This window comes from Phocaeicola salanitronis DSM 18170 (assembly GCF_000190575.1).
GTDB classification, from domain to species: domain Bacteria; phylum Bacteroidota; class Bacteroidia; order Bacteroidales; family Bacteroidaceae; genus Phocaeicola; species Phocaeicola salanitronis.
Genome location: NC_015164.1, coordinates 2,692,717 through 2,713,920, shown reverse-complemented (window position 1 = coordinate 2,713,920; position 21,204 = coordinate 2,692,717). Strand labels below are relative to the sequence as shown.

Annotated in this window: 14 protein-coding genes; 4 read left to right on the top strand and 10 right to left on the bottom strand. The window is 45.6% G+C overall.

Going from position 1 to position 21,204, the window contains the following annotated elements:
- Positions 1-348 precede the first annotated feature (348 nt).
- Positions 349-1,305 carry a DUF5106 domain-containing protein gene (locus tag BACSA_RS11710; RefSeq protein ID WP_013618308.1) on the top strand — a complete coding sequence of 319 codons (957 nt, stop codon included), beginning with the start codon at positions 349-351 and terminating at the stop codon, positions 1,303-1,305.
- Here BACSA_RS11710 and BACSA_RS11705 read toward each other — a convergent pair.
- The 5 genes from BACSA_RS11705 to BACSA_RS11680 form a co-directional block, all read right to left on the bottom strand.
- On the bottom strand, positions 1,302-2,888 hold the full coding sequence (locus BACSA_RS11705) for a S41 family peptidase (protein WP_013618307.1): 1,587 nt from the start codon (positions 2,886-2,888) through the stop codon (positions 1,302-1,304). The genes BACSA_RS11710 and BACSA_RS11705 overlap by 4 nt on opposite strands.
- An 8-nt stretch (positions 2,889-2,896) precedes the next feature.
- The gene (gene coaD / locus BACSA_RS11700; RefSeq protein WP_013618306.1) at positions 2,897-3,355 is read right to left on the bottom strand and encodes a pantetheine-phosphate adenylyltransferase; all 459 of its coding nucleotides are present in this window, start codon (positions 3,353-3,355) and stop codon (positions 2,897-2,899) included.
- On the bottom strand, positions 3,352-5,289 hold the full coding sequence (locus tag BACSA_RS11695) for a DNA topoisomerase IV subunit B (protein WP_013618305.1): 1,938 nt from the start codon (positions 5,287-5,289) through the stop codon (positions 3,352-3,354). Before BACSA_RS11695 ends, coaD begins: the two co-directional genes overlap by 4 nt.
- Positions 5,290-5,331: 42 nt before the next feature.
- Positions 5,332-6,462: a hypothetical protein gene (locus BACSA_RS11690; protein ID WP_013618304.1), complete on the bottom strand. Its 1,131-nt coding sequence runs from the start codon at positions 6,460-6,462 to the stop codon at positions 5,332-5,334.
- Positions 6,463-6,980: 518 nt separating this feature from the next.
- Positions 6,981-9,473: a YfhO family protein gene (locus tag BACSA_RS11680; RefSeq protein WP_013618303.1), complete on the bottom strand. Its 2,493-nt coding sequence runs from the start codon at positions 9,471-9,473 to the stop codon at positions 6,981-6,983.
- An 89-nt stretch (positions 9,474-9,562) separates the two neighbouring features.
- Here BACSA_RS11680 and BACSA_RS11675 point away from each other — a divergent pair, with 89 nt between their 5' ends.
- Both BACSA_RS11675 and BACSA_RS11670 read left to right on the top strand, forming a co-directional pair.
- Positions 9,563-10,258: a 5'-methylthioadenosine/adenosylhomocysteine nucleosidase gene (locus BACSA_RS11675; protein WP_013618302.1), complete on the top strand. Its 696-nt coding sequence runs from the start codon at positions 9,563-9,565 to the stop codon at positions 10,256-10,258.
- Between the two features lie 12 nt (positions 10,259-10,270).
- Positions 10,271-10,750 carry an S-ribosylhomocysteine lyase gene (locus BACSA_RS11670; protein ID WP_013618301.1) on the top strand — a complete coding sequence of 160 codons (480 nt, stop codon included), beginning with the start codon at positions 10,271-10,273 and terminating at the stop codon, positions 10,748-10,750.
- A gap of 7 nt (positions 10,751-10,757) precedes the next feature.
- Here BACSA_RS11670 and BACSA_RS11665 read toward each other — a convergent pair whose 3' ends face one another.
- Together BACSA_RS11665 and BACSA_RS11660 are read right to left on the bottom strand one after the other, a co-directional pair.
- A complete protein-coding gene (locus tag BACSA_RS11665) occupies positions 10,758-11,573 on the bottom strand; it encodes a glycosylhydrolase-like jelly roll fold domain-containing protein (RefSeq protein WP_013618300.1) in 816 nt (271 codons plus the stop codon).
- On the bottom strand, positions 11,527-12,915 hold the full coding sequence (locus BACSA_RS11660) for a glycosyl hydrolase (RefSeq protein ID WP_169311455.1): 1,389 nt from the start codon (positions 12,913-12,915) through the stop codon (positions 11,527-11,529). Before BACSA_RS11660 ends, BACSA_RS11665 begins: the two co-directional genes overlap by 47 nt.
- Before the next feature lie 537 nt (positions 12,916-13,452).
- On the opposite strand from BACSA_RS11660, the gene BACSA_RS11655 reads away from it, so the two are divergent.
- The gene (locus BACSA_RS11655; RefSeq protein WP_013618298.1) at positions 13,453-16,272 is read left to right on the top strand and encodes a hypothetical protein; all 2,820 of its coding nucleotides are present in this window, start codon (positions 13,453-13,455) and stop codon (positions 16,270-16,272) included.
- Positions 16,273-16,651: 379 nt separating this feature from the next.
- On the opposite strand, the gene BACSA_RS11650 is transcribed toward BACSA_RS11655, so the two are convergent.
- The 3 genes from BACSA_RS11650 to BACSA_RS11640 all read right to left on the bottom strand — a co-directional run bounded on the left by BACSA_RS11650 (position 16,652) and on the right by BACSA_RS11640 (position 21,182).
- Complete coding sequence (locus BACSA_RS11650) at positions 16,652-17,791, bottom strand: dienelactone hydrolase family protein (RefSeq protein WP_013618297.1); 1,140 nt, start codon at positions 17,789-17,791, stop codon at positions 16,652-16,654.
- 14 nt (positions 17,792-17,805) lie between these two features.
- A complete protein-coding gene (locus tag BACSA_RS11645; RefSeq protein ID WP_013618296.1) occupies positions 17,806-18,834 on the bottom strand; it encodes a pectinesterase family protein in 1,029 nt (342 codons plus the stop codon).
- 215 nt (positions 18,835-19,049) lie between these two features.
- The gene (locus BACSA_RS11640) at positions 19,050-21,182 is read right to left on the bottom strand and encodes a RagB/SusD family nutrient uptake outer membrane protein (protein ID WP_013618295.1); all 2,133 of its coding nucleotides are present in this window, start codon (positions 21,180-21,182) and stop codon (positions 19,050-19,052) included.
- Positions 21,183-21,204 lie beyond the last annotated feature (22 nt).

Genomic DNA, 21,204 nt, shown 5'->3' with positions numbered 1-21,204 from the left:
TTATATATAAATATATATTTATATATAATATAATTTATAACTATAAGTTTTCTTTGCCGGTTTCAGCAATTTTCATTTGTAATAACTGTAATTGTAACAATTGTAACGCTTTGGGGGTATTCCGATGACCCAGTGAGGATGCATCGTTTTAAACGGCCCACGCATCTATGTGCATTCCCCTTCGGATATACATGCGCAGCCCGATGCAGATAGGTGCATATCCCGCCGCAAAAAACTCTAAAAATAAAGAATTTCATGCGGACGAAGCAAATTCTTCATTCTTCGTTCTTCATTCTTCATTTATAAAATTGTATCTTTGCCTTACAAACTTACGTAAGGACATACGCCATGAAAAAGATTCTTTTATATGCGCTGATGATTGCCGGTATCGGATGCCTGGCTTCCTGCAAAAGCGGAGGCAAGCCATCTGCGGATGCCGGAACGAATAAAGAAGCTTCACCGGCTCCGGCAGAGGCGCAATTCCCTTTTCCCGATATCCCTACGGTACTGACCGAACCGGATGAACGGAAGGATTTCCTGATTGCCCATTACTGGGATAACTTCAACTTCTCGGATACCACCTTGCTTCAGAACCGGAATATAACCGAACAGGGATTTGTCAATCATATATCTCTCTTGGCGGATGGCCAAACGCCGGAAGATAAAATAGAAGAAAGCATCGGGAACCTGTGTACACACATGGAAAAGCAAGAGCCTGCGCGTAAGGTATTCATGCAATTGTTCGATGATTATTTGTATAATCCCAATTCGCCTCTTTATAACGAACCGTTATACATCATTTATCTGAAGCGCATGCTGCAAAGCCCTGCACTCGATGAATCCCGGAAGAGCAGCCTCGACTTCAAGCTGAAATTAGCCAGCCGCAATCTGCCCGGAGCCAAAGCCTCTGATTTCACCTATTATCTTCCCAACGGGCAAGCACGAACGTTACAAGAGACGAACGTAAAAAACAACCGCCTCTTGTTGGTTTTCTATGACCCTGAATGCCCCGGATGTCACGAAATCATGCAAGAGATGATACACGATACGGCACTGGCAGATGCGGTCGGTACAGGGCAACTTACCGTATTGGCTATCTATACAGAAGGCAATCCGGAAGCATGGGAAAACGACCTTTCTTCCATTCCTTCCGGCTGGCTGGCGGGCACCGACCGGGAAGCCATCAAGCTCGGAGCGCTTTACGACCTGAAGGCAATGCCTTCGCTCTATCTTTTAGACGGAGAAAAGCGTGTCTTGCTAAAAGACGCGCCGTATAGCCGCATCCGTGCCGAACTGGGGCTTTAATCGCGTTCCGGGAAATTAAGCCCGGGCTGTTCCAAGAGTTCGACCGCCTTATTCACCGTATCACTCATGCGGTTGATGATTTGGAAATACTCGTCCATATCCCAAAGGTCACGTGCGATGAGCGCTTTCAGCTGGGCTTTAATCAAAGGCAGAGCCAGTTGATACTCGTCTTCCTTATAAACAGCCCCTAATGACTTGCCCAATGCCTTCAGGTCATCCAGCATGGCAGGAGTAATTTCAAACTCTTTTTCAAAGTGCCGGAAATCTTTGTATTGCTTCAGCCATTCTGTCCGGTGCGCATCCACCAGCTTCAGGTTCTGCTGCACGATAGCCCCCTTGTCACGCAAAGCAAGGTAATAATCGGTATACATGGTCGTATCCACCGGAACAAAATAGTCGGGCATAATGCCTCCGCCTCCGTAAATGGTACGCCCCAGGCGTAAGGTCTTATACTTCAGGGAATCAGGAAAATGAATGCTGTCCGCACTTAACATCTCGCCCCGGTTATAACGGTCTATCAGGTCACGGTTGTATTCCTCGATATTCTCATACGGCTTTTGGATGCACCGTCCCGAAGGCGTGTAATAGCGGGCTACGGTCAACCGAATCATAGAACCGTCCGGCAAGTCAACCGGGCGTTGCACCAAACCTTTTCCAAATGAACGCCTTCCTACGACCAAGCCTCTGTCCCAATCCTGAATGGCTCCGGTCACAATTTCACTGGCTGAAGCCGAATACTCGTCCACCAATACAATCAAACGTCCTTTCAAGAAATCCCCGCTTCCTTCGGCTTCAAATTCCGCACGCGGATTGCGGCGCCCTTCGGTATATACGATTAATTCGTTCTTCCCCAAGAATTGGTTCGCCAGTTCGATGGCTGCATTCAAATAGCCTCCTCCGTTTCCTTGCAGGTCAAGGATTAAGTCTTTCATCCCGGCTTTCTGCAAGCGGTGCAAGGCTTCCTCAAATTCTTTTCCCGTTGTAGCGGCAAAACGGTTGACACGGATGTAGCCAATATGCTTGTTCACCATGTACGAAGCGTCGAGGCTGTACACCGGGATTTTATCCCGTGTGATGGTAAACGGAAGCAGTCCGGACACCCCTCTGCGCTGCACTTTTACGTTTACTTTCGTACCCCGCTTGCCCCGCAAACGCCGCATGATATTCTCTGTACTCATCTTTACGCCGGCTATTACGGTGTCGTTCACTTCAATAATGCGGTCTCCAGCCAAGATTCCCACTTTCTCGGACGGTCCTCCTGATACAGGCTGGATAACGAATAAGGTATCTGTCGCCATATTGAACTGGATGCCAATGCCATCGAAATTACCTTGCAAAGGCTCGTTCAACGCTTTTACCTCTTCAGGGTTAGAATACAGGGAATGCGGGTCAAGCTCTTTCAACATGCTGACAATCGCATCTTCTACCAATTTGTCCTCGTTTACTTCATCCACATAAAGATTGGCAATGGCAAATTCCGCCAATTGCAACTTGCGGGAGGGGGAATTTAAAAGCTTGTTGTTTTGTGCCCCCGACGAAAGCGTGAAAAGCACACAACAGCATGTCATCAAGAAATATTTCATACCAGTTATTATATATTAATGTCTAAGTCGGCTGGCAGGAAGGAACTTACATCCTTGCCATACGACAACAATTCACGGACAATGGTAGAGCTGATAGCGGTCAGTTCCGGCTCGGTAAAAAGCAAAATGGTTTCAATGCCCGCCAGCTTCCGGTTAATGTCGGCTATCGTTTCTTCGTATTCAAAATCGTGCACCGTACGGATGCCGCGGATAATGAACCGGGCGTCCCGCATACACGCAAAGTCCACCGTTAACCCATTGTACGCTTCTACCCGTATCCGAGGATTGCCGGCATAAAGCTTTTCAATCATCCGCACACGCTTTTCGGTAGGAAACCACGTATGTTTTTTCTCGTTCACGCCGATGCCGATGATAATTTCGTCCATAAAGGTCAAAGCACGCTCCACTACAGAATAATGCCCTATGGTAAAGGGGTCGAACGTGCCAGGGAATATCGCTCTTTTCATGCGTTGCCAATTAAATCTTCTTCTACTACCAGATTATTGATGATAAAGTTCTGACGCTCCATTGTATTTTTTCCCATATAGAACTCCAACAATTCGCCTACGGCATCGGTCTTGCGCAGGGAAACCTGTTCCAGCCGCATGTCTTTGCCGATAAAATTGCGGAATTCATCGGGGGATATTTCTCCCAATCCTTTGAACCGGGTGATTTCGGGATTCGGGCTCAGCTTCTCAATAGCCGCCAGACGTTCTTCTTCCGAGTAGCAGTAAATCGTTTCGTACACTCCCTTCTTGCGGTTGCGCACGCGGAAGAGCGGCGTCTGCAAGATGTATACATGGCCTTTTTTGATTAAGTCCGGAAAGAACTGAAGGAAGAAGGTAATCATCAGCAAGCGGATATGCATTCCGTCTACATCCGCATCGGTGGCTACAATCACCTTATTATACCGGAGTCCGTCCAGCCCGTCTTCAATATTCAATGCCGCCTGGAGAAGGTTGAACTCTTCGTTCTCGTAAACCACCTTCTTCGTCAGCCCGAACGAGTTGAGCGGTTTTCCGCGCAGGCTGAACACCGCTTGCGTATTGACATCCCGGCTTTTGGTAATGGAGCCGCTCGCCGAATCTCCCTCGGTGATAAAGATGGAACTCTCCAGACGCGGATCGTTCTCTTCGTCTTTCTTCGATGCCTTCTGGTCGTTCAGATGAATGCGGCAATCACGCAACTTGCGGTTATGCAAATTGGCTTTCTTGGCTCTTTCCCGTGCAATCTTGGTCACGCCGGCTATCGCCTTGCGTTCCTTTTCCGACTCTTGAATCTTCTGCAGCACCACATCCGCCACATCGGGATGCTTGTGCAAATAGTTGTCAACGTTCTCTTTGATGAAGTCGCCTACAAACTTATTGACACTGATGCCTGATAACGGATAAGGATTGCCGTCGGAATCCTTTTCGGGAGCCATGACCAACGAGCCCAGCTTGATTTTCGTCTGGCTTTCGAATGTCGGTTCAATGACATTAATGGCGATGGCCGCCACCAGTCCGTTACGGATATCCTGATATTCCAGGTTTTTCCCATAGAACTCTTTAATCGTACGGGCGAGGTGTTCCTTGAACGCACTTTGATGCGTACCGCCCTGTGTGGTATGCTGCCCGTTGACGAACGAATAATATTCCTCTCCGTATTGCGCCGTATGGGTAAAGGCGATTTCGATATCCTCTCCTTTCAGGTGCACAATCGGATACAGCCCCGGAGCGGTCATGTTGTCATTCAGCAAATCTTCCAGCCCGTTCCGGCTCACAATCCGCTTCCCGTTATAATAAATGGATAGCCCCGTATTGAGATACGTATAGTTGCGGAGCATGGTCTCGATGAACTCCGGGCGGAAATGGTAATTCAAGAACAGCGTGTTGTCCGGCTCGAAAAAGATGAATGTACCGTTTTCTTCCTGCGTAGGGCCCGTGGTGTCGCTTATCAGGTTTCCCCGCTCGAATATGGCTTCACGCATTTGTCCGTCGCGCACGCTTCGTGCAACAAAGCGGGAACTTAACGCGTTGACCGCCTTGGCACCGACGCCGTTCAAGCCGACACTTTTCTTGAAAGCCTTCGTATCATATTTTCCTCCGGTATTCAGCATGGAAACCGCATCAACCAGGCTTCCCAATGGAATGCCTCGCCCATAGTCGCGGACAGAAACACGCAAACCCTCTTCCAGCTGGATGTCGATACGTTTGCCTGCTCCCATTTTGAACTCATCGATACTATTGTCTATCACCTCTTTCATCAGGACATAAATTCCGTCTTCAGCCTGAGAACCGTCTCCCAAACGTCCGATATACATGCCCGGACGGGTACGCACATGTTCCATATCGCTCAAATGGCGGATATTTTCTTCTGTGTAAGAAGCGGTCGGTTGCATCAGTTCGTTTTCTTCTTCCATAGGTCTTGGTCTTTCGGGTTAAAGCTCACAAAGCTTATATATTTACAGCATTTTCTTATATGCCCGGCGGCGTTTGTGCAACACCGATTCGAACGCGTTCCATTGCGACTGCACTTTCTTGTTTACTTCCAGTTCCGGATTGCTTTCGCCGTATTTAAAGCCCATCTGCTGGTAAACAGGTACCAAGTCGTAAAACAACAAAGCGTTCACTCCCTTGCTCTGGTATTCGGGCTTCACCCCGACCAGCAACAAGTCAAGCACTTGGGGCTTCTTGAAGAAAAGCGCCTTCATCAAATGATACCAGCCGAAAGGCAGCATCTTTCCCTTGGCTTTCTGTAAAGCTTCGGAAAGCGAAGGCATCGAAATGCCTACTGCCACCAGTTCGCCGTTCTCGTCTTCCACCAGCGACACCATGCGCATGTCGATAAGCGGCAAATACATCTTAATATATTGATTGATCTGCCCCTGCGTCATCTTCGAATAGCCGTAAAGCGGAGCATACGCTTCGTTAATCAAGTCGAAAATTTTCTGGCCATAATTCTTTTCCTTTATTTCCTTCCGCTTCAGTTTCTTTATCTTCAGCTTGTACTTTTGAAGGATAATCTCAGAAATGCGTACAAACTTTTCAGGCAGCTTGTCGGGGACTGTAAGCTTGAACTCTACCCAGTCGGTTTCTTTCTCAAAGCCCAGCTTCTCCATGTGCTGCGGATAATACGGGAAATTATAAATCGTCGACATCGTGCTCAACTGGTCGAACCCTTCAATCAGCATGCCTTCGGCATCCATGTCGGTAAAGCCTAACGGGCCTACCATTGCTTCCATGCCCCGTTCTTTCCCCCATTGCGCCACGGTGTCGAGCAAAGCCTCCGACACCTCGAAGTCATCAATAAAGTCAATCCATCCGAAGCGGACTTCTTTCTTGTTCCATGTTTCGTTGGCGCGCCTGTTGATAATAGCGGCTACACGCCCTACTACATGGCTGTTTCTGTAAGCAAGGAAATAATCCGCCTCGCAAAATTCAAAAGCCGCGTTTCTTTTCGGACTAAAGGTACCCAACATATCGTCATACAAGTCGGGCACGGAATAAGGATTCCCTCTGTATAACTCGTAATTAAAGCGGATAAAGGTCTTCAGCTCCTTCTTCGAGCTTACTTTCTTAATGATAATGGCCATTTGTTCGTTATAGTATGTATTTCAGGGCGTAAAGATACGACTTTTTATCTGAACTCAGAAAACTAAACGCGCAGAGATTTTAGTTTCGGGCAAAAATCAGATAAAAATCCTGCCGTTTACGCCAAATTTTTGCCAAAAGAAGAGCGGGGTGAATTGCAACGTGCGAAAGCTTCCTGCAACGTGCAGCACGAAATCGCAGCGTGCGAAAGCTTCCTGCCAGCGGCAGCACGAAATCGCAGCGTGCGAAAGCTTCCTGCCGGCGGCAGCACGAAATCGCAGCGTGCGAAAGCTTCCTGCCGGCGGCAGCACGAAATCGCAGCGTGCGAAAGCTTCCTGCCAGCGGCAGCACGAAATCGCAGCGTGCGAAAGCTTCCTGCCAGCGGCAGCACGAAATCGCAGCGTGCGAAAGCTTCCTGCCGGCGGCAGCACGGAAAATAATCTGCGTGAATCTGCGCTAATCTGCGTTTCCTTCCTCTATCCTCCGTATGCCTCCGTGGCTTCTGTGACGAGTTGAAAAATCACCCGCGCCTCCGCAGGCGGAGCACAACCAGCACAATGGCACCTGCGAGCAGGATGCCCAAGGCACAATAAGCGATGGTCTCGGTAATGGCAACCGATTTCGGCTCGAAAAGCAAACGGACGGTATGCTTCCCGGCAGGGACGTTGATGGCACGAAGCACGTAGTCGGCTCTGCCTACGGGGACTTCCTCGCCATCGACAAAGGCCTGCCATTCGGGATAATAAATCTCGGAGAACACCACCGTACCTCCGGCTTGTGAACTGATTTCGTACGTCAGTTCGTTCGGTTCGTAATGCTTGAACGTAATGCTGCGTGTCGAATCGGCAACCGATGCTTGTGAAGGAGCTTTTACTTGCTCGGCAAACTGAAGATTAACTACGGCTGTCTTGCGTAAGTCAACTGCTGCAAGGCTGTCCAGCTCTTCATTGGCATTGCCCACATAACGCACATCGTCTACAAACCAGGCGTTGCCCATTGCGTATGGGTTCTGCACAGGCATCGTGCCTCCGCCCTGCAAGGGGAAGATGAAATATTTCGCGTTCAGCATATTCAAGATACGTATGCGATCGGGGTCGAGCGCCGACATGTCGCCTCCCGTCTGAGGAAGTTCAGAAAAGAGATTACCCATTTCGCCCTGGATGTACGCTTCAATAAGCTCCTGATAGCGGCGGAGCTTGGCGGCGTGATATCCCCCGATGCTTTTGTGCCAATAAGAAGTCTCGTTTTCATTGAAGGTATTGGTTGATAGGTTCAGCACCCGATAATACGTGGTATCCTTCAGAATCGCCTTGTCGGTTTCCGAAGGCTGCGCGAAAGGTTTCATCTCGGTGCCTTTCGCCACAAACTGCGCATCGTACAGATAACGCTTGTTCACCGTCCACATATCGAGCAGGCAGAGAGCCGCCAGCGAAAGGATGAGGGCGGTGGATTTCAGTTTTCCGCGCACATACATCAACAGCAGTGCCACACCCGCCAGAATGACACAGAAGCTGCGCCAGGCGTCAGCGGTGAAGATGCTGACACGCATTTCTTCGAGGTTCATCAGGACAGGCGCCAGATGTTCGGCGGGAAGCGCGTTCTGCAACGCGTTCATTTCCATCGTCGATACATACGAAGGGAAGAATACGCGGGGCGCGATGGCAAACAATAGCGACAAGCCCCCCGTAAGCCCCAGACTGACGAAGAACGCTTTTGCCTTCTCGCGCAGCAATTCAGGGCGCTCCACTATCTGTTTCAGCGTCAGCATCGCCAATAAAGGTATGGTGAATTCGGCTATGACGAGGATAGACGAAACGGCACGGAACTTATTGTACATCGGCACATAGTCGATGAAGAAATCGGTCAGCCCCATAAAGTTCTTTCCCCACGAAAGCAGGATAGAGAATACGGTTCCGCCCAGCAACGCCCACTTCATCGGGCCCTTTACAATGAAGCAGCCCAATATAAAAAGAAACATCACAAAAGCGCCTACATAGACCGGTCCCGACGTGCCCGGCTGTTCGCCCCAATATTGCCCCAACTGGCTGTACAGGCCTGAATACACCGGATTGGCTTTGCTCATCGCCCGCTCGTTCTGTGCCAAGGGTACGGAGGCTCCGCCTTTCACGTTCGGCACGAGCAGCGAGAAGGTTTCGCCGATGCCATAGCTCCATTGCGTAATGTAACTGCGCTCCAGCCCGCTTCCGGTCTGGTCGGCAGACTGCGGCTTCACCAGCTCGCTCTTGCCACGCATACTCTCCTTACTGTATTGGTAGGTGTGATAAAGGTTCGACAGGTTAATGCATACCGCCAGCACGCCCGCCAACGCCAGCACGCCCGTTGCCTTCAGGAAGCGGGGGAAAGCCTTTTCCTTCCATGCCTTCACGCCGAACGCGATTGCCATAAAGAGCATTACGAAGAGGAAGTAATACGTCATCTGCAAGTGGTTCGACACTATCTGAAGTGCGGCGAAAAGCGCGGTGACGATACCTCCTGCCCAATACTTGCCGCGATACGCCAGCACCATTCCCGCAATGGTAGGCGGTATGTAGGCAAGCGTGACGAATTTCCAGATATGCCCGGCGGCTATGATAATGAAGAAATACGAGGAGAACGCCCATATAACCGCTCCCAATGCCGCCATCCAGACTTTGAAATTAAATGCACGAAGCAGGATGTAAAATCCCAACAACATCACAAACACGTACCATACATACGTGGGCAAATACAAATGATACAGGTCTTGCACCGTGTTCAGCGTACGGCTCGAATCATATCCCGGAGCCAGCTGATATGTAGGCATTCCGCTGAACAGCGAGTTCGTCCAACGGGTCACCTTTCCGTGTTTCTGATGATATTCCTGATGTTCGCGTCCGGCTCCGATACCCGCTACCGCATCGTGTTGCGCCAAGATGCGCCCCTCGAACACCGCCGGATAGAAGTAAGCAAACGAAATCGCTATGAAAAGCACAACCGCCGCCACATCCGGAAGAAGTTTCTTTAATTCATTCATACGATATAAGTTTTTGAGTTTTAATGGGGGCAAAGATAACACAATACTCCTTGAAAATGCTAACTTTGCGGCGTAAAATAAAATCATTTATGAAAATAGGAATCATCACCGCCATGTCTTCCGAGCAGAAGCAACTGGCAAACCAACTGGACAATAAAACGGAACATCGTGAGGGACCTTTCTCTTACATCGAAGGAACGGTAAAGAACAACACGCACATCCTGATGCAATGTGGCATCGGAAAAGTAAATGCAGCCGCCGGAACGGTAGAGCTCATCCGCAATTTCCAACCCGACTGCATTATCAGCACCGGAGTGGCGGGAGGCATTGACAGCGAACTGAATGTAATGGATGTAGTGGTAAGCCGCCAAATCGTGTACCACGACGTGTGGTGCGGCGAAGGAAATGCCTACGGACAAGTACAGGGTTTCCCCACTTTCTTCCGGGGTGACGACACCTTATATAATTGCGCGCTCTCGCTCGATACCGAAACGCCGATTCACGGCGGACTGATTTGCACGGGCGATAAGTTCATCACCGACCGCACGGAACTGAATGCCATCAAGCAGAACTTCCCCGAAGGACTTGCGGTCGATATGGAATCGGCTGCCATTGCCCAAGTATGCCATCTCTACCGCGTGCCTTTCATCAGTTTCCGTATCATCAGCGATACGCCGGGAGCGGACAAACACTTGGAACAATACAAGAACTTCTGGGGCGAAATAGCCGATAACTCGTTCCGTGTGACCGAAACCTTCCTGAAAGCATTACCGAACAAACTTTAAAACCCAACAGATATGAAAAAGATACCCAGCTTTACCGTAGACCATATCCGCCTGCTGCGTGGAATCTACGTATCACGCAAAGACGCGGTGGGAGACGAAACCGTCACTACATTCGATATCCGCATGAAAGAACCCAACCGCGAGCCGTGCCTCAGCCCTTCGGCTATTCACACGATAGAACATCTTGCCGCCACGTTCCTGCGCAATCATCCCACATGGGCAGACAAGATTATCTATTGGGGACCGATGGGATGCCTTACGGGCAACTATCTGGTTGTGAAAGGCGACCTTCAGTCCGCCGATATCGTCGGACTGATGAAAGAGACTTTCCGCTTTATCGCCACTTTCGAAGGTGACGTGCCGGGAGCCAGTCCCAAAGATTGCGGCAACTACCTGATGATGAATCTTCCGATGGCACGATGGGAAGCCCAAAAGTTCCTTGACGAGGTGCTGGAGAAGCTGACGGACGCCAACCTGAATTATCCAGAATAGCCGGACTTCATTTGTATATCAACGATACCTCACCTGATAGTCCGGCATCTTGCAACGGACTGTCAGGTGTTACAAACAATTGCGGATCGACTGTCAACCGTTCATCCAAAGCATGCAGCAAATCACCGATCGCCCGATTGTTCCATGAATTGGTGACTTCCAATTTCAGCTCGTTTTTGCCTTGCTTCAGGTAAGGGGTTATATCCAGATTCCAGGGAGACGCCCAAATGGAGCCGGCTTTCTTGCCATTCACATATACAATTACCCAATTGTTGTTCTTTTCAAGTTGTAACCGGACCGCGGCTGCATCTGTATGGTTCCAATCGAATGAAGTATGATAAACCGCCGTTCCGGAATAAAATCGAATAGCAGGATTTTCACTCTGATTCCAATAAGACAAACGTTGTGTTTTCATCGGACCGACACCTCCACAAGCAGAATCAAAATACACATTCCATTCAGAGTCTATCGTTTCTTTTTGTAACAATCCGTTCCAATAAACCTCTTCTGTCTCAGGCAATGCGTCAGAAAAGACTACGAAATAAGATTCACGCGGAGCGAATGCCAAGGAAACAGTGCCATTTTTCACAAGCAATTGATATTGCTTCCCGGTAACAGCATCCCAAAGCTGGGCATGTTGATACGATGTCTTAAACTGATAATCGGCTCTAATCGCTTGATCCGAGTGGTTGTTCAAGAAATAGACATCACTGTCTTTTGTTTTCCGGTGTGCAAAATACAATTTGGGACCGCTTACATCCGGACGGATGCCCGCTTTATCCAATGCTTCTGCCAAAGTCATGTCCGACGTCACCAACCACATATCCTGCCATAACCGGCAAATACGGGTCCAACTTGTATCCTCTTAATTTATCAAACGCAGAAAGGAAATCGTCTGTCCAATTTTGTGCTCCTGCCTCATGGCTATCCATTGCCATTCCTTTCAAGTTATTGATACGGTGAGAGTCAAGCGAATCTAAAATTACGTTGAAATAGGAGTTAAACTGAAGAGTTGTTGCCGCAACCGACATTTTATCACATTCCAATCCCATGCCGTCCGGACGTCCGTGTTTGGTCTTCTTGCCGGTAGGCACCATGCAGAATCGCAAAACCTTCCATTTACCTGCAGGAGCATGCCAACGCAATATGCCGTCTTTCCCTAATTTGCCGGTAATGTCTATAATATTCTGCACAGGAACTGATTCTGAACAAGTATAATCAGGAGATTCCATATCCCGCTCAATGTATTCGGATATCAATCCTGCTTTATATTCATACTCATTGATTTTAGCATCCCCACTTAAAACAATTCCTCCCAAACGCAACGCCTTGCCTTTTTCCGACTCATTCCAGCCCGAAAGCTTGATGCGATAAAAACGGGCTTTTACCGCATCGAACGACAACGTCTTCCGTTTATAACTTTCGTGCGCCCGATACAAGGGTTTTAATAAGCATACCCGATGATATACCTCCCCATCCTCACTATATTGCAGTTCACCGATAGGCGGCAACTGATAATACCCCGTTCCCGTAAACGATTCTTGCGGCTCGGCAGGGACATTAGTAGAACTGGTTGTCGCTTTTCCCGAAGGACCTATCAGGTATGAAATGCTCCGTAAAATGCGGGGAACTTGATAATCAATGTCAATATATACTGGTTTTTCATCTTGGGGGACCGGAATGGCTTGCAAGGCATCTGTATCAAAAAGCGATTTGGCATCCATATCGGTACGGTTGCAAGAAACGTGCATCAACGAATCTGCCACATCCGATGTAGGCAGAGCCAACACCTTTACATCTTGATAAAAACGATAGCTGTTCTGAGGAACTTCCAATTTCCTTTCAACATATTCACCGCCTGTCACTAAGGTTTCGATGCATTCCAACCGCTTCATTGCATCTTTGGGTTGAATCCAAGGGCCGCCAGCCACAAATCCATTGGATACATGAAACTCAAAATCCAATCCCAAACGTTTGGTCTCGCGAGCTACATGATACACATTTTCCCACCATGCTTGGCTCATAGTCCGTTCCGCATCAGGAAGCTGGTCGCCATGAACTTGATCGTAGAATACGATTCCTCCGATACCGGCTTCTTTAAATGCTTCCAAATCCTTTGTCATCGCTTCTTTCGAAGAAGGGTATTTCCCATGAAACCACCACATTTTTGTCCGTGCGGAATCCTGCGGATGAATAAATCCGTATTTTATATCCTTTATATCATGAGCAAAAATTACCAAAGGCAAAAATAACAAGCCTATTAAAAATCTTTTCATCATCAATACATAATAGATAAAACGATTCAAAGGTAGAAATTAAAAAATACCTGGAAAAGATTCTATTTATCTTTCTCTAAAATCAGGAGACATTCCTGTTCTACAACATGTTTCAGAATAGTCGTTTTGTACATTTTTAACTATATTTCCTCGCATAAAATAGCCGATTTCAACCCTCTGTTTCACAATTCTTTACGCATTTTCAGATTACGAAACCGGCACAGATTTGCGCCGTTCTGTTATAAAACCTTAAATCACGAATTGCATATCATTCATTATCAACACATTAAAGAAGCCGGTTCAGTTATCGGCGCGAATACTGACCAGAGGGGTTTCGAGAAGAAAAGCAGGCTATTGGAATTGTTTATAACGACTTGAGTTAGAACGATTTGAGTTTTTTAATTTATAAATTAAATTTATTTTGTTATGAGAAAAAAGTATTTAAGTGCACTGCTGTTCGGAGCGCTTCTGTTCGCTTCGGCTGGAACTTTTACTTCATGTAAAGACTATGATGACGACATCGACAATCTGAGTCAGAGAATCGATCAAGTTGCTAGCGACTTGAACGACCTGAAGACAAAGGTTGACGCATTGGGCGGATATGTAGAAAACGTGTCTTTCGCTGACGGTGTGTTGAGCGTAACTACCGGCGGAAACACCGTAACCTACAACATTCCTGATAAGACTGGCGTTAACGAAGTGACTTTGGCTTTGGACGGAAACAATCTGGTATTGACCGTTGACGGCGAAGCGCAGACTATCGCTCTGCCTGCTGGCGAAACCGGTGAGGTTGAAATCCCTGAAATTGAAGTGAAGGACGGCGTTCTTTACATTAACGGAGAACCTCAGACTTTGAAAGTTGATGTTGAAAGCAACGTAACTGTTATCGAAAGCACGATTCCGGGTAACGAAACTTATACCGTTATGGTGAACGGCGAAGAAGTGACTTTCGCTAAAGCTTTCGCTGATGTAAGAATCTCTTTGATTACTAAGAATAACGGAAGCGACTTCTATTTTACTGATGCTAAATTTGCTAACGAAAACAAAACTGCTGTTAGTCAGAATGGTACTCCTTCAGGCAAACAAGAAAACGGTATTCACTGGACTATCTTGAGCCAAGATGTTAAATGGGATGGTCCGAAGGGTGACCTCAAAGCCGGATTGGTTGTAGGTCAGGTAACTGCTGCCGAAGTGAGTGTTCGTCCGATCAACTACGATTTGACTACCGCTAAACTGACTTTGGTTTCTTCTAAGGGCGAAGTGGCTCCTGTTACGGTAATCCCTACCAAAGGACAGAAAGAAGGTCCGTTGTCTAACGGTACACGTTCGGCTGACGTTAACTATAGCGGCGTAGATCAGGGTGACTATGTATTGAGCCTTGTGTTCGACAAATTCACAGCAGGCAAAGAAGCTGAAGAAATCATTTCTAAGTTTGCCAACGCTACTCAGACCGGCAACATCAAATATGCTTTGGCTGTAGACGGCGTAGTAGCTACAGACTATAACTTTATTATTGATACACAATTGAAGGCTGACGCCCAGTCTTCTTGCGAAACTCCGGACGGAAGCAAGCTTGTTATCGGCGGAGAAGGTGAATGGGATAGCACAAACGAAGTCTTGACAAACGTTCCTGCAAACGATTTGTTCCACCGCATGACTTATTTGGACGGTCGCATTTATGACATGAAAGTCGCTATCAACGCAAAAGACGTGAACGATGCTGAAGTTTACGGCGTAGAAATCAGCGAAGACGGCACTTCTATCAAGGCTGGCCAGAATGCTGTAGGACGTAAATTTGCATTGGACGTAACCTTGATTGACGTAAACGGAAACGTTTCGACTACCAAAACTATCGAAATCAAATTTGCTGAAGCTGACAAGCAAGAAGTTACCTTGTCACCGGTTACTCACGATGTTACTCCGGCTGCCGACAAGAGTGTATTGGTTGACTTGGGCGATGTATTCAGCAGCCTGAGCGCAAGCGACGCTATCGCTGTTAACAGCATTGAAAATATCACTTGGGCTATCGAAAATGATGATACGCACTTCTTGTGGCCATTAGATGGTACTAATAGCTTTAGCAGCTTGAACGGTGATGCAGCTAAGATCCTGTACTTCGATGAAAACATGAAGGGTATCGATGTCAGCGATGATAAGATAGATGAAAATATCAAGAAGATTAGATACGCTAAGCTTGTTTGGAACGGTGATAACTATGCTAACAAAGAAGCACAAGATGGCGAACACTTGATCAGCATTACAATTAACCGTGTAATCAGTGCATCTGATGATGACGATGCTACAAGACTGGTTAAGAAGGTTAACATTCCTGTACACGTAGTAGTTCCAGCATGGGAAGACTTATTCAAGACTACTTCGATGTGGAGCGATGGCGTATTCAAGACTCGTCTGACAGGCGTTGATGAAAGTACTAAGGAAGTTTATGCTTCTATGGATGCATTCGAAGATGTTAAGAATGATTGGGGTGGCAAGCTTAATGATAACATCAAATTGGAAGAACTGACTTATGAAAATGCTACCGGACGCGAAGCGACTATCTTAGCTTCTGGTGTAACATCAGTAGATAATGTAGGTGTAAGTAACGCTCAGTTGTCTTGGGATACGCTGACTGATGCTATCGAAGCTAACAACCACGTTATGCCGGATGCATTCAGAAATCTGTCAGCTAAAGTATCGTACACAATTGGCGGCGTAAAAGACTTCAAGATTGAAGAAGACTTCACCGTATACTTGATGTCTATCTTCGAAGGTGCTGACTTGACTTACTACACTGATAAGGGTGCAAAAGCAGATGCTGTAATGGGTGCTGACGATGTTATTAAGATGGCAACCGTTTCTACAGATGATACAGAGGCTAAGAATGGTGTAGCTATTGAATTCAATGGCTATAAAGGAGAAGTTAGCGGCTTAATATTGGCTGGCGGAACAAATGTTCAGACATTAACTGCTGACAACAATGGCAATACCTTCAAGATTAGTTATGACGATACGAATAAACCGTCTGATGCTTACACCATCTATATCAATAAGTACACCGCACAAGCTACCAGCTTGACAGGTGCAGATATTGATAAGACAAATGGCACTGGTCTGAAAGTTATTCCGGCAACCGGGGTAACGGGTATTATCGAAAATGGTTCTACTGGTTCTATCATGTTCCAGTTCGTTGATGTAATGGGTGTTTATACTCAAGATGTATTGAACTTCAAGAAAGAAGCAAAATAAAATCTTCATCTGAAAGCAGGCTTCTCACGAAGCCTGTTTTTTAGACAGACAAGACTTATTTATTAACATTGCTTACTAAGATAAGGGAGACGTTCGCAATCATTTGCAGAACGCCTCCCTTTCTTTTTGCAGTTCATCCTCTGTTGTCCAGATATTATTCCCCGAATTCTACCAATATACAGACATGGAAAAGTAATATATCTCCATCTGCAGTTTCAGTGCACTGAAACTGCCGGAGAAGATATCTTCAATTAAAGTAGATAAAATGAGAAAAGCAAAAGTAGAGATTATTACGGACCATCCGCAAATACACGCCGCTAAAAAATCAGGGAGCAGGTCCGAATGCCCGCTCCCCGAAAACAATGTGAACTCATCTATCTTAAAGCCACCTATTGAAAAAATCTAACACAGCTTTCTGCACCTTGGGACCGCAGTCGTGAGGCATGTCCCATATTTCCGTACGGAGTTTCTCGCCTGCCGACTGGCTTTCCCATACTTTCCGCATGGTATTGAAAGCCTCTTCTACGCCCGGTACAGGAAATAATTTATCATATCTTCCATTCAGAAAAAACATCGGTTTCGGACAAGCGATAGAAGCGATGTGCGGATAATCCAAATAACGACGAATGCCGGGCAAACAATTGGCAAAACCACCATGTTCCTTTCCATATTCCCAAGAAAGCTGGCAATCGGTAGTAACCATCCAACAGACAGCCGCCCCTACACGCACTTTGTCGGATAATGCCGAAAGCATCCATGCACGATAAGAACCCATCGAAAATCCCATGCAACCGATACGATTCACATCAACTTCGGGCAAAGTCGCGAAAAAATCTACGGTGTACATGTCTTCGTAATTCATAAACGCGCTCAGATCTCGCCCCAACATCATAAAGTTTCCGGCTACATCGGCATATTTGCTTCCATCCGCACCTTCTTTCCGTCCACGGTCTCCCCAGAAAAGAGCATCTGTCGAAATGACTACATAGCCGTTTTTAGCTAAATAGTCACCCGCATACTGCCCGCCATAGCATTGCTTTGCCCAAGCATCCGCATCAGCCATTACTTCATCAGACACCCCGAACGGCCGAATCATCTTTTCTTTTCCGATGGTATAATGCCCTCCATGGTCATGTAAAAGTACAATACCCGGGAAAGGGCCTTTTCCATCCGGAACCAACATATATGCCGTTACCCGTGAGTAACCGGTCAGATTGAACCGGATTTTCTTAGCCGTATATCCGTCACGCTTTTCCTCCCCTATCACTTCCATCTGATAATCAGTTGTATAAGGAGGAGGAGCCAGCATAGCGTCCAATACAGCTTCACGAGCCGTTTGTCTCCATTGCGCAAAATTTGTAATGTCACTATTTCCCCATGCCAACGGATAAGTCAGTTCCTTTTTCAGTTGGTCTAAGAATACCGGCATCTCCCGCTCCAGTTCATACGGTTTAGTCTGTGAAAGGGCGGTCGCAGACACGGCCAGCCCTAACAAACAGGTGAAAAGTTGTTTTTTCATATCTCATTCATAATTTATAATTGAAATTGTGGCAATGGCAACCAATCTTCCGTATACTCTTTCCATGTGTTTTTTGAAAAGATATTTTTAACGGTATATGCGCTTGCTTCTTCATCAGTCAGTTGGCGACCTCCCATTTTACGCTGAGCAAGACGATCGGGAGCAGCACCCGGACCAGTACATTTATATTCCGCAAAAACATAAGCGTCAACATTCATTACTGTCCAAGCATCAGGATGCACCGATTCCGGTTCATAGCAACGAATAAATGCAGCTTGAGGTTTGTTGTGCCATGGGCGCCCTAAATAGAATGATTTGAAAACTACTCCATCACGATCAAGAGCCCCTATCGGCTTAGCATCAATCTTGCAATCTAAAAAGACCAAACCAAAACGCATTCCCTCTCGTGTACTGGGAGCTACAATATAACTTTCATGCTGATTGACATAGATTATACAATTCTGAAGAACCATTACGGAAGAGCCATAAATAAAATCCACATTACCCTCTACATAACAATCTTTTACATAAATCCGTCCATTTCCTGCTCCCCAAAAAGTATCTTGATTGCCTACTAACCTACAATCATATAATGCACAGCGGTCTCCTCTCACTTCCAAAGCTGTACCCTGTGAATGTTTGTTTTCTCCCGGTTTTTCACGAATATTGAGGTGAGTATTTTCAAACGTAATACGATAAGCCGTAAAATCATCCGCATTGATTCGCGTACTGAATGAACCTCCTTTAAGACCAGGTTTACCTGCATAATCATCATAGGTTAGAATTGTATTTTGTACATCATCGCCAATCAAAACAACATGATCTTTCCCTTTTTCTAATATTATCTTTTCGTAATAACGCCCCGGTTTGACACGAATAATCCACTTTCCATCTTGAAAATTCTCAGGAACATCATCAAAAGCAGCTTGGATAGTCAGATAATCACCCGAACCGTCTTGTGCCACGACTTTAGTAATATCCGCACGACACGGAAAAGTAAAAAACAGGAGTACAATAAACACTCCCCAACATATTGTTCTCATAAACATTTATACTTCTTTGTATAAAAATAAAATCATACTCTTAAAAACATAGACAGGTTATATATGCTTTTCATTATACTTCCATACTTTTATAAGGTAATGGAATAAATCCATATTGTTTGTCTTGCCATACTGAATATTTAATAAAGTATGCCAGTATAGCAAGACAAATCAATAATTTCCAAAGACATATTCCCAACAATTATCCACTATGCTTATTGTTGCCTAAATCCATAACCATTCGTAATTCCTGAATTCAATAATACCTGATATGTATTAGGAATCAAGTGTATCGGAGGATTTTTCGCTGCATAATCTTCATCAGTATAACCTGCAAACAATTTTGTAGCATAATCTTCTTCATATTTCAACATATCAATAGCCCAATTGGTTTGCACATATCCTTCTGCTTCAAGAGATTTGGCTTCTTCACTACCAGGAGCTATATATTTAAATAATCCTTTGATCGCAACATTTGTCATATTCTGATCAGCAAACGCAGGAACTATACTTCCCCAATCATCATGTTGTCCTCTCCAACCTGGAAACAATACAGGGTCATCTTGTTTACCGACAGGAGTCTGTGTTGTCAAACGATAACCATATTCAGTTTTAGCATCCACCATCTTTGTCCATATATAAGCTGGTATCTGATTTCCATTCTCAAATTCATAATATCCTTTATCACGAACACCATCAATAATGGCTTTCATAATTCTACGATCAGCAACTGCTACTTCAGGCAAAATTCCTGTACGAATAATATCAAACCGACGAACACCTTCTCCACTGAATTCCAAAGCACGTTCTTTAATTACAGCATTATATACCGAACCACAATCAGATATATACTTTTCAAAATTCGGGTCATTATTGTCAGGGAATGCTCGATTATGCACTATTTGCAAATATTGTTTAGCATTTCCTTCCTCTCCTAAAGCAGCATATACCTCCGCCAACATCAAATAAACATCGGAAATACGCATATAAGAGACATTGATTCCTGAAGTTCCATAACTTTGAGTATTAGGAGAAGGTAATCTGTTCCAATCATATTTATTAGTACCAGGTCCACATCCTTTTCCCCATGCACTCCGATCAAACGACTGGATTAATTCTTGTCCTTGTCCATTGCTGCCAGTAACTGTAACCGAAACATCACGACGCATATCATTATTGTCAAACCAACCATAATAAAAATGAGCCTGAATACGATCTTGTCCACATGCCACACAAGGAGCTTGTCCATTTCCTCCGGTAGAAGGTCTACCAATATAAGCAGGACGATCGGAACTGTAATTATATTCCTGAGGTATTTCATAAACCGATTCATCTGCCAGCGTCACATTATCTCCGGCATGCATCTGTTGGAATGTATATTGATAAGGATTTCCATATTCACGACCATTTTGATCTTTCGTACGTGGATCAGTCGTATGCAGAACAACAGAACCTGGATTATCTACACAAGCTTGAAGATAGACCTTAGCTATTTCATACAAATCCTTCCAATCTGTTCTTCTACCATAAACCGCGCCATCTTTTTCAATACTCCAATCATCAAAAGAAAGCACATTACCTTCCCCATCAACATGAAAGTCAGCTCCTAAATCTGTACGACGAGTCGCATATCCCCCATCATACAAACACAAACGTCCAATCAAACCTTGCACATATGAACGATTCATAACATCAGCACGCGTACTTCCTTCACCCGGACGAAACATATGCGGCTCTACTTCAATCAACTTTCGAATATGATAATCATAGATAGCATAACGTGAAACCAATCCTTCTACTTTCTGTCCAGCTTCCAAAACATGAGGTACATCACCATACCAACGACACAATTCCCAATAGCAAGTAGCGCGCAAAGCCATAGCTTGACCATAAAGATCAGACATTGTATTAGGTTCACCTTCCATTATTTCTTGGAAATTATCAAGTGCTTCAAAACTGGTTATCAACGAATTAGCAACTGCAATTGTTTTATATAATTCAGTAAAGACTTCTGTCCCCTCACCAGAATCTATGTTATAATTACTAGTTCCATTAGGATAAAACCATTTTTCACTTATTCCAGCTGTTCCAGGATCATACAAATCTTGCGAATCTTCAATATCAGATCCCCATACCGGATGCCAAAAAAAGCCGACTGAATGAAGACTTCTGTTTGCACGAAGTGTTTCATAACCATAATATAATGCGTCACGCGCTGATTCTTCATCTGAAAATACAAATTCTCTATCTACCGTACCTGGAGATGTAGCATCTAGAAAATCATTACAATTTGTCAAAGACATCGTCAACATAGATGCCCAAATAATATTCAATATATTTCGTTTCATAGTTTTATTTTTATAAGTCACA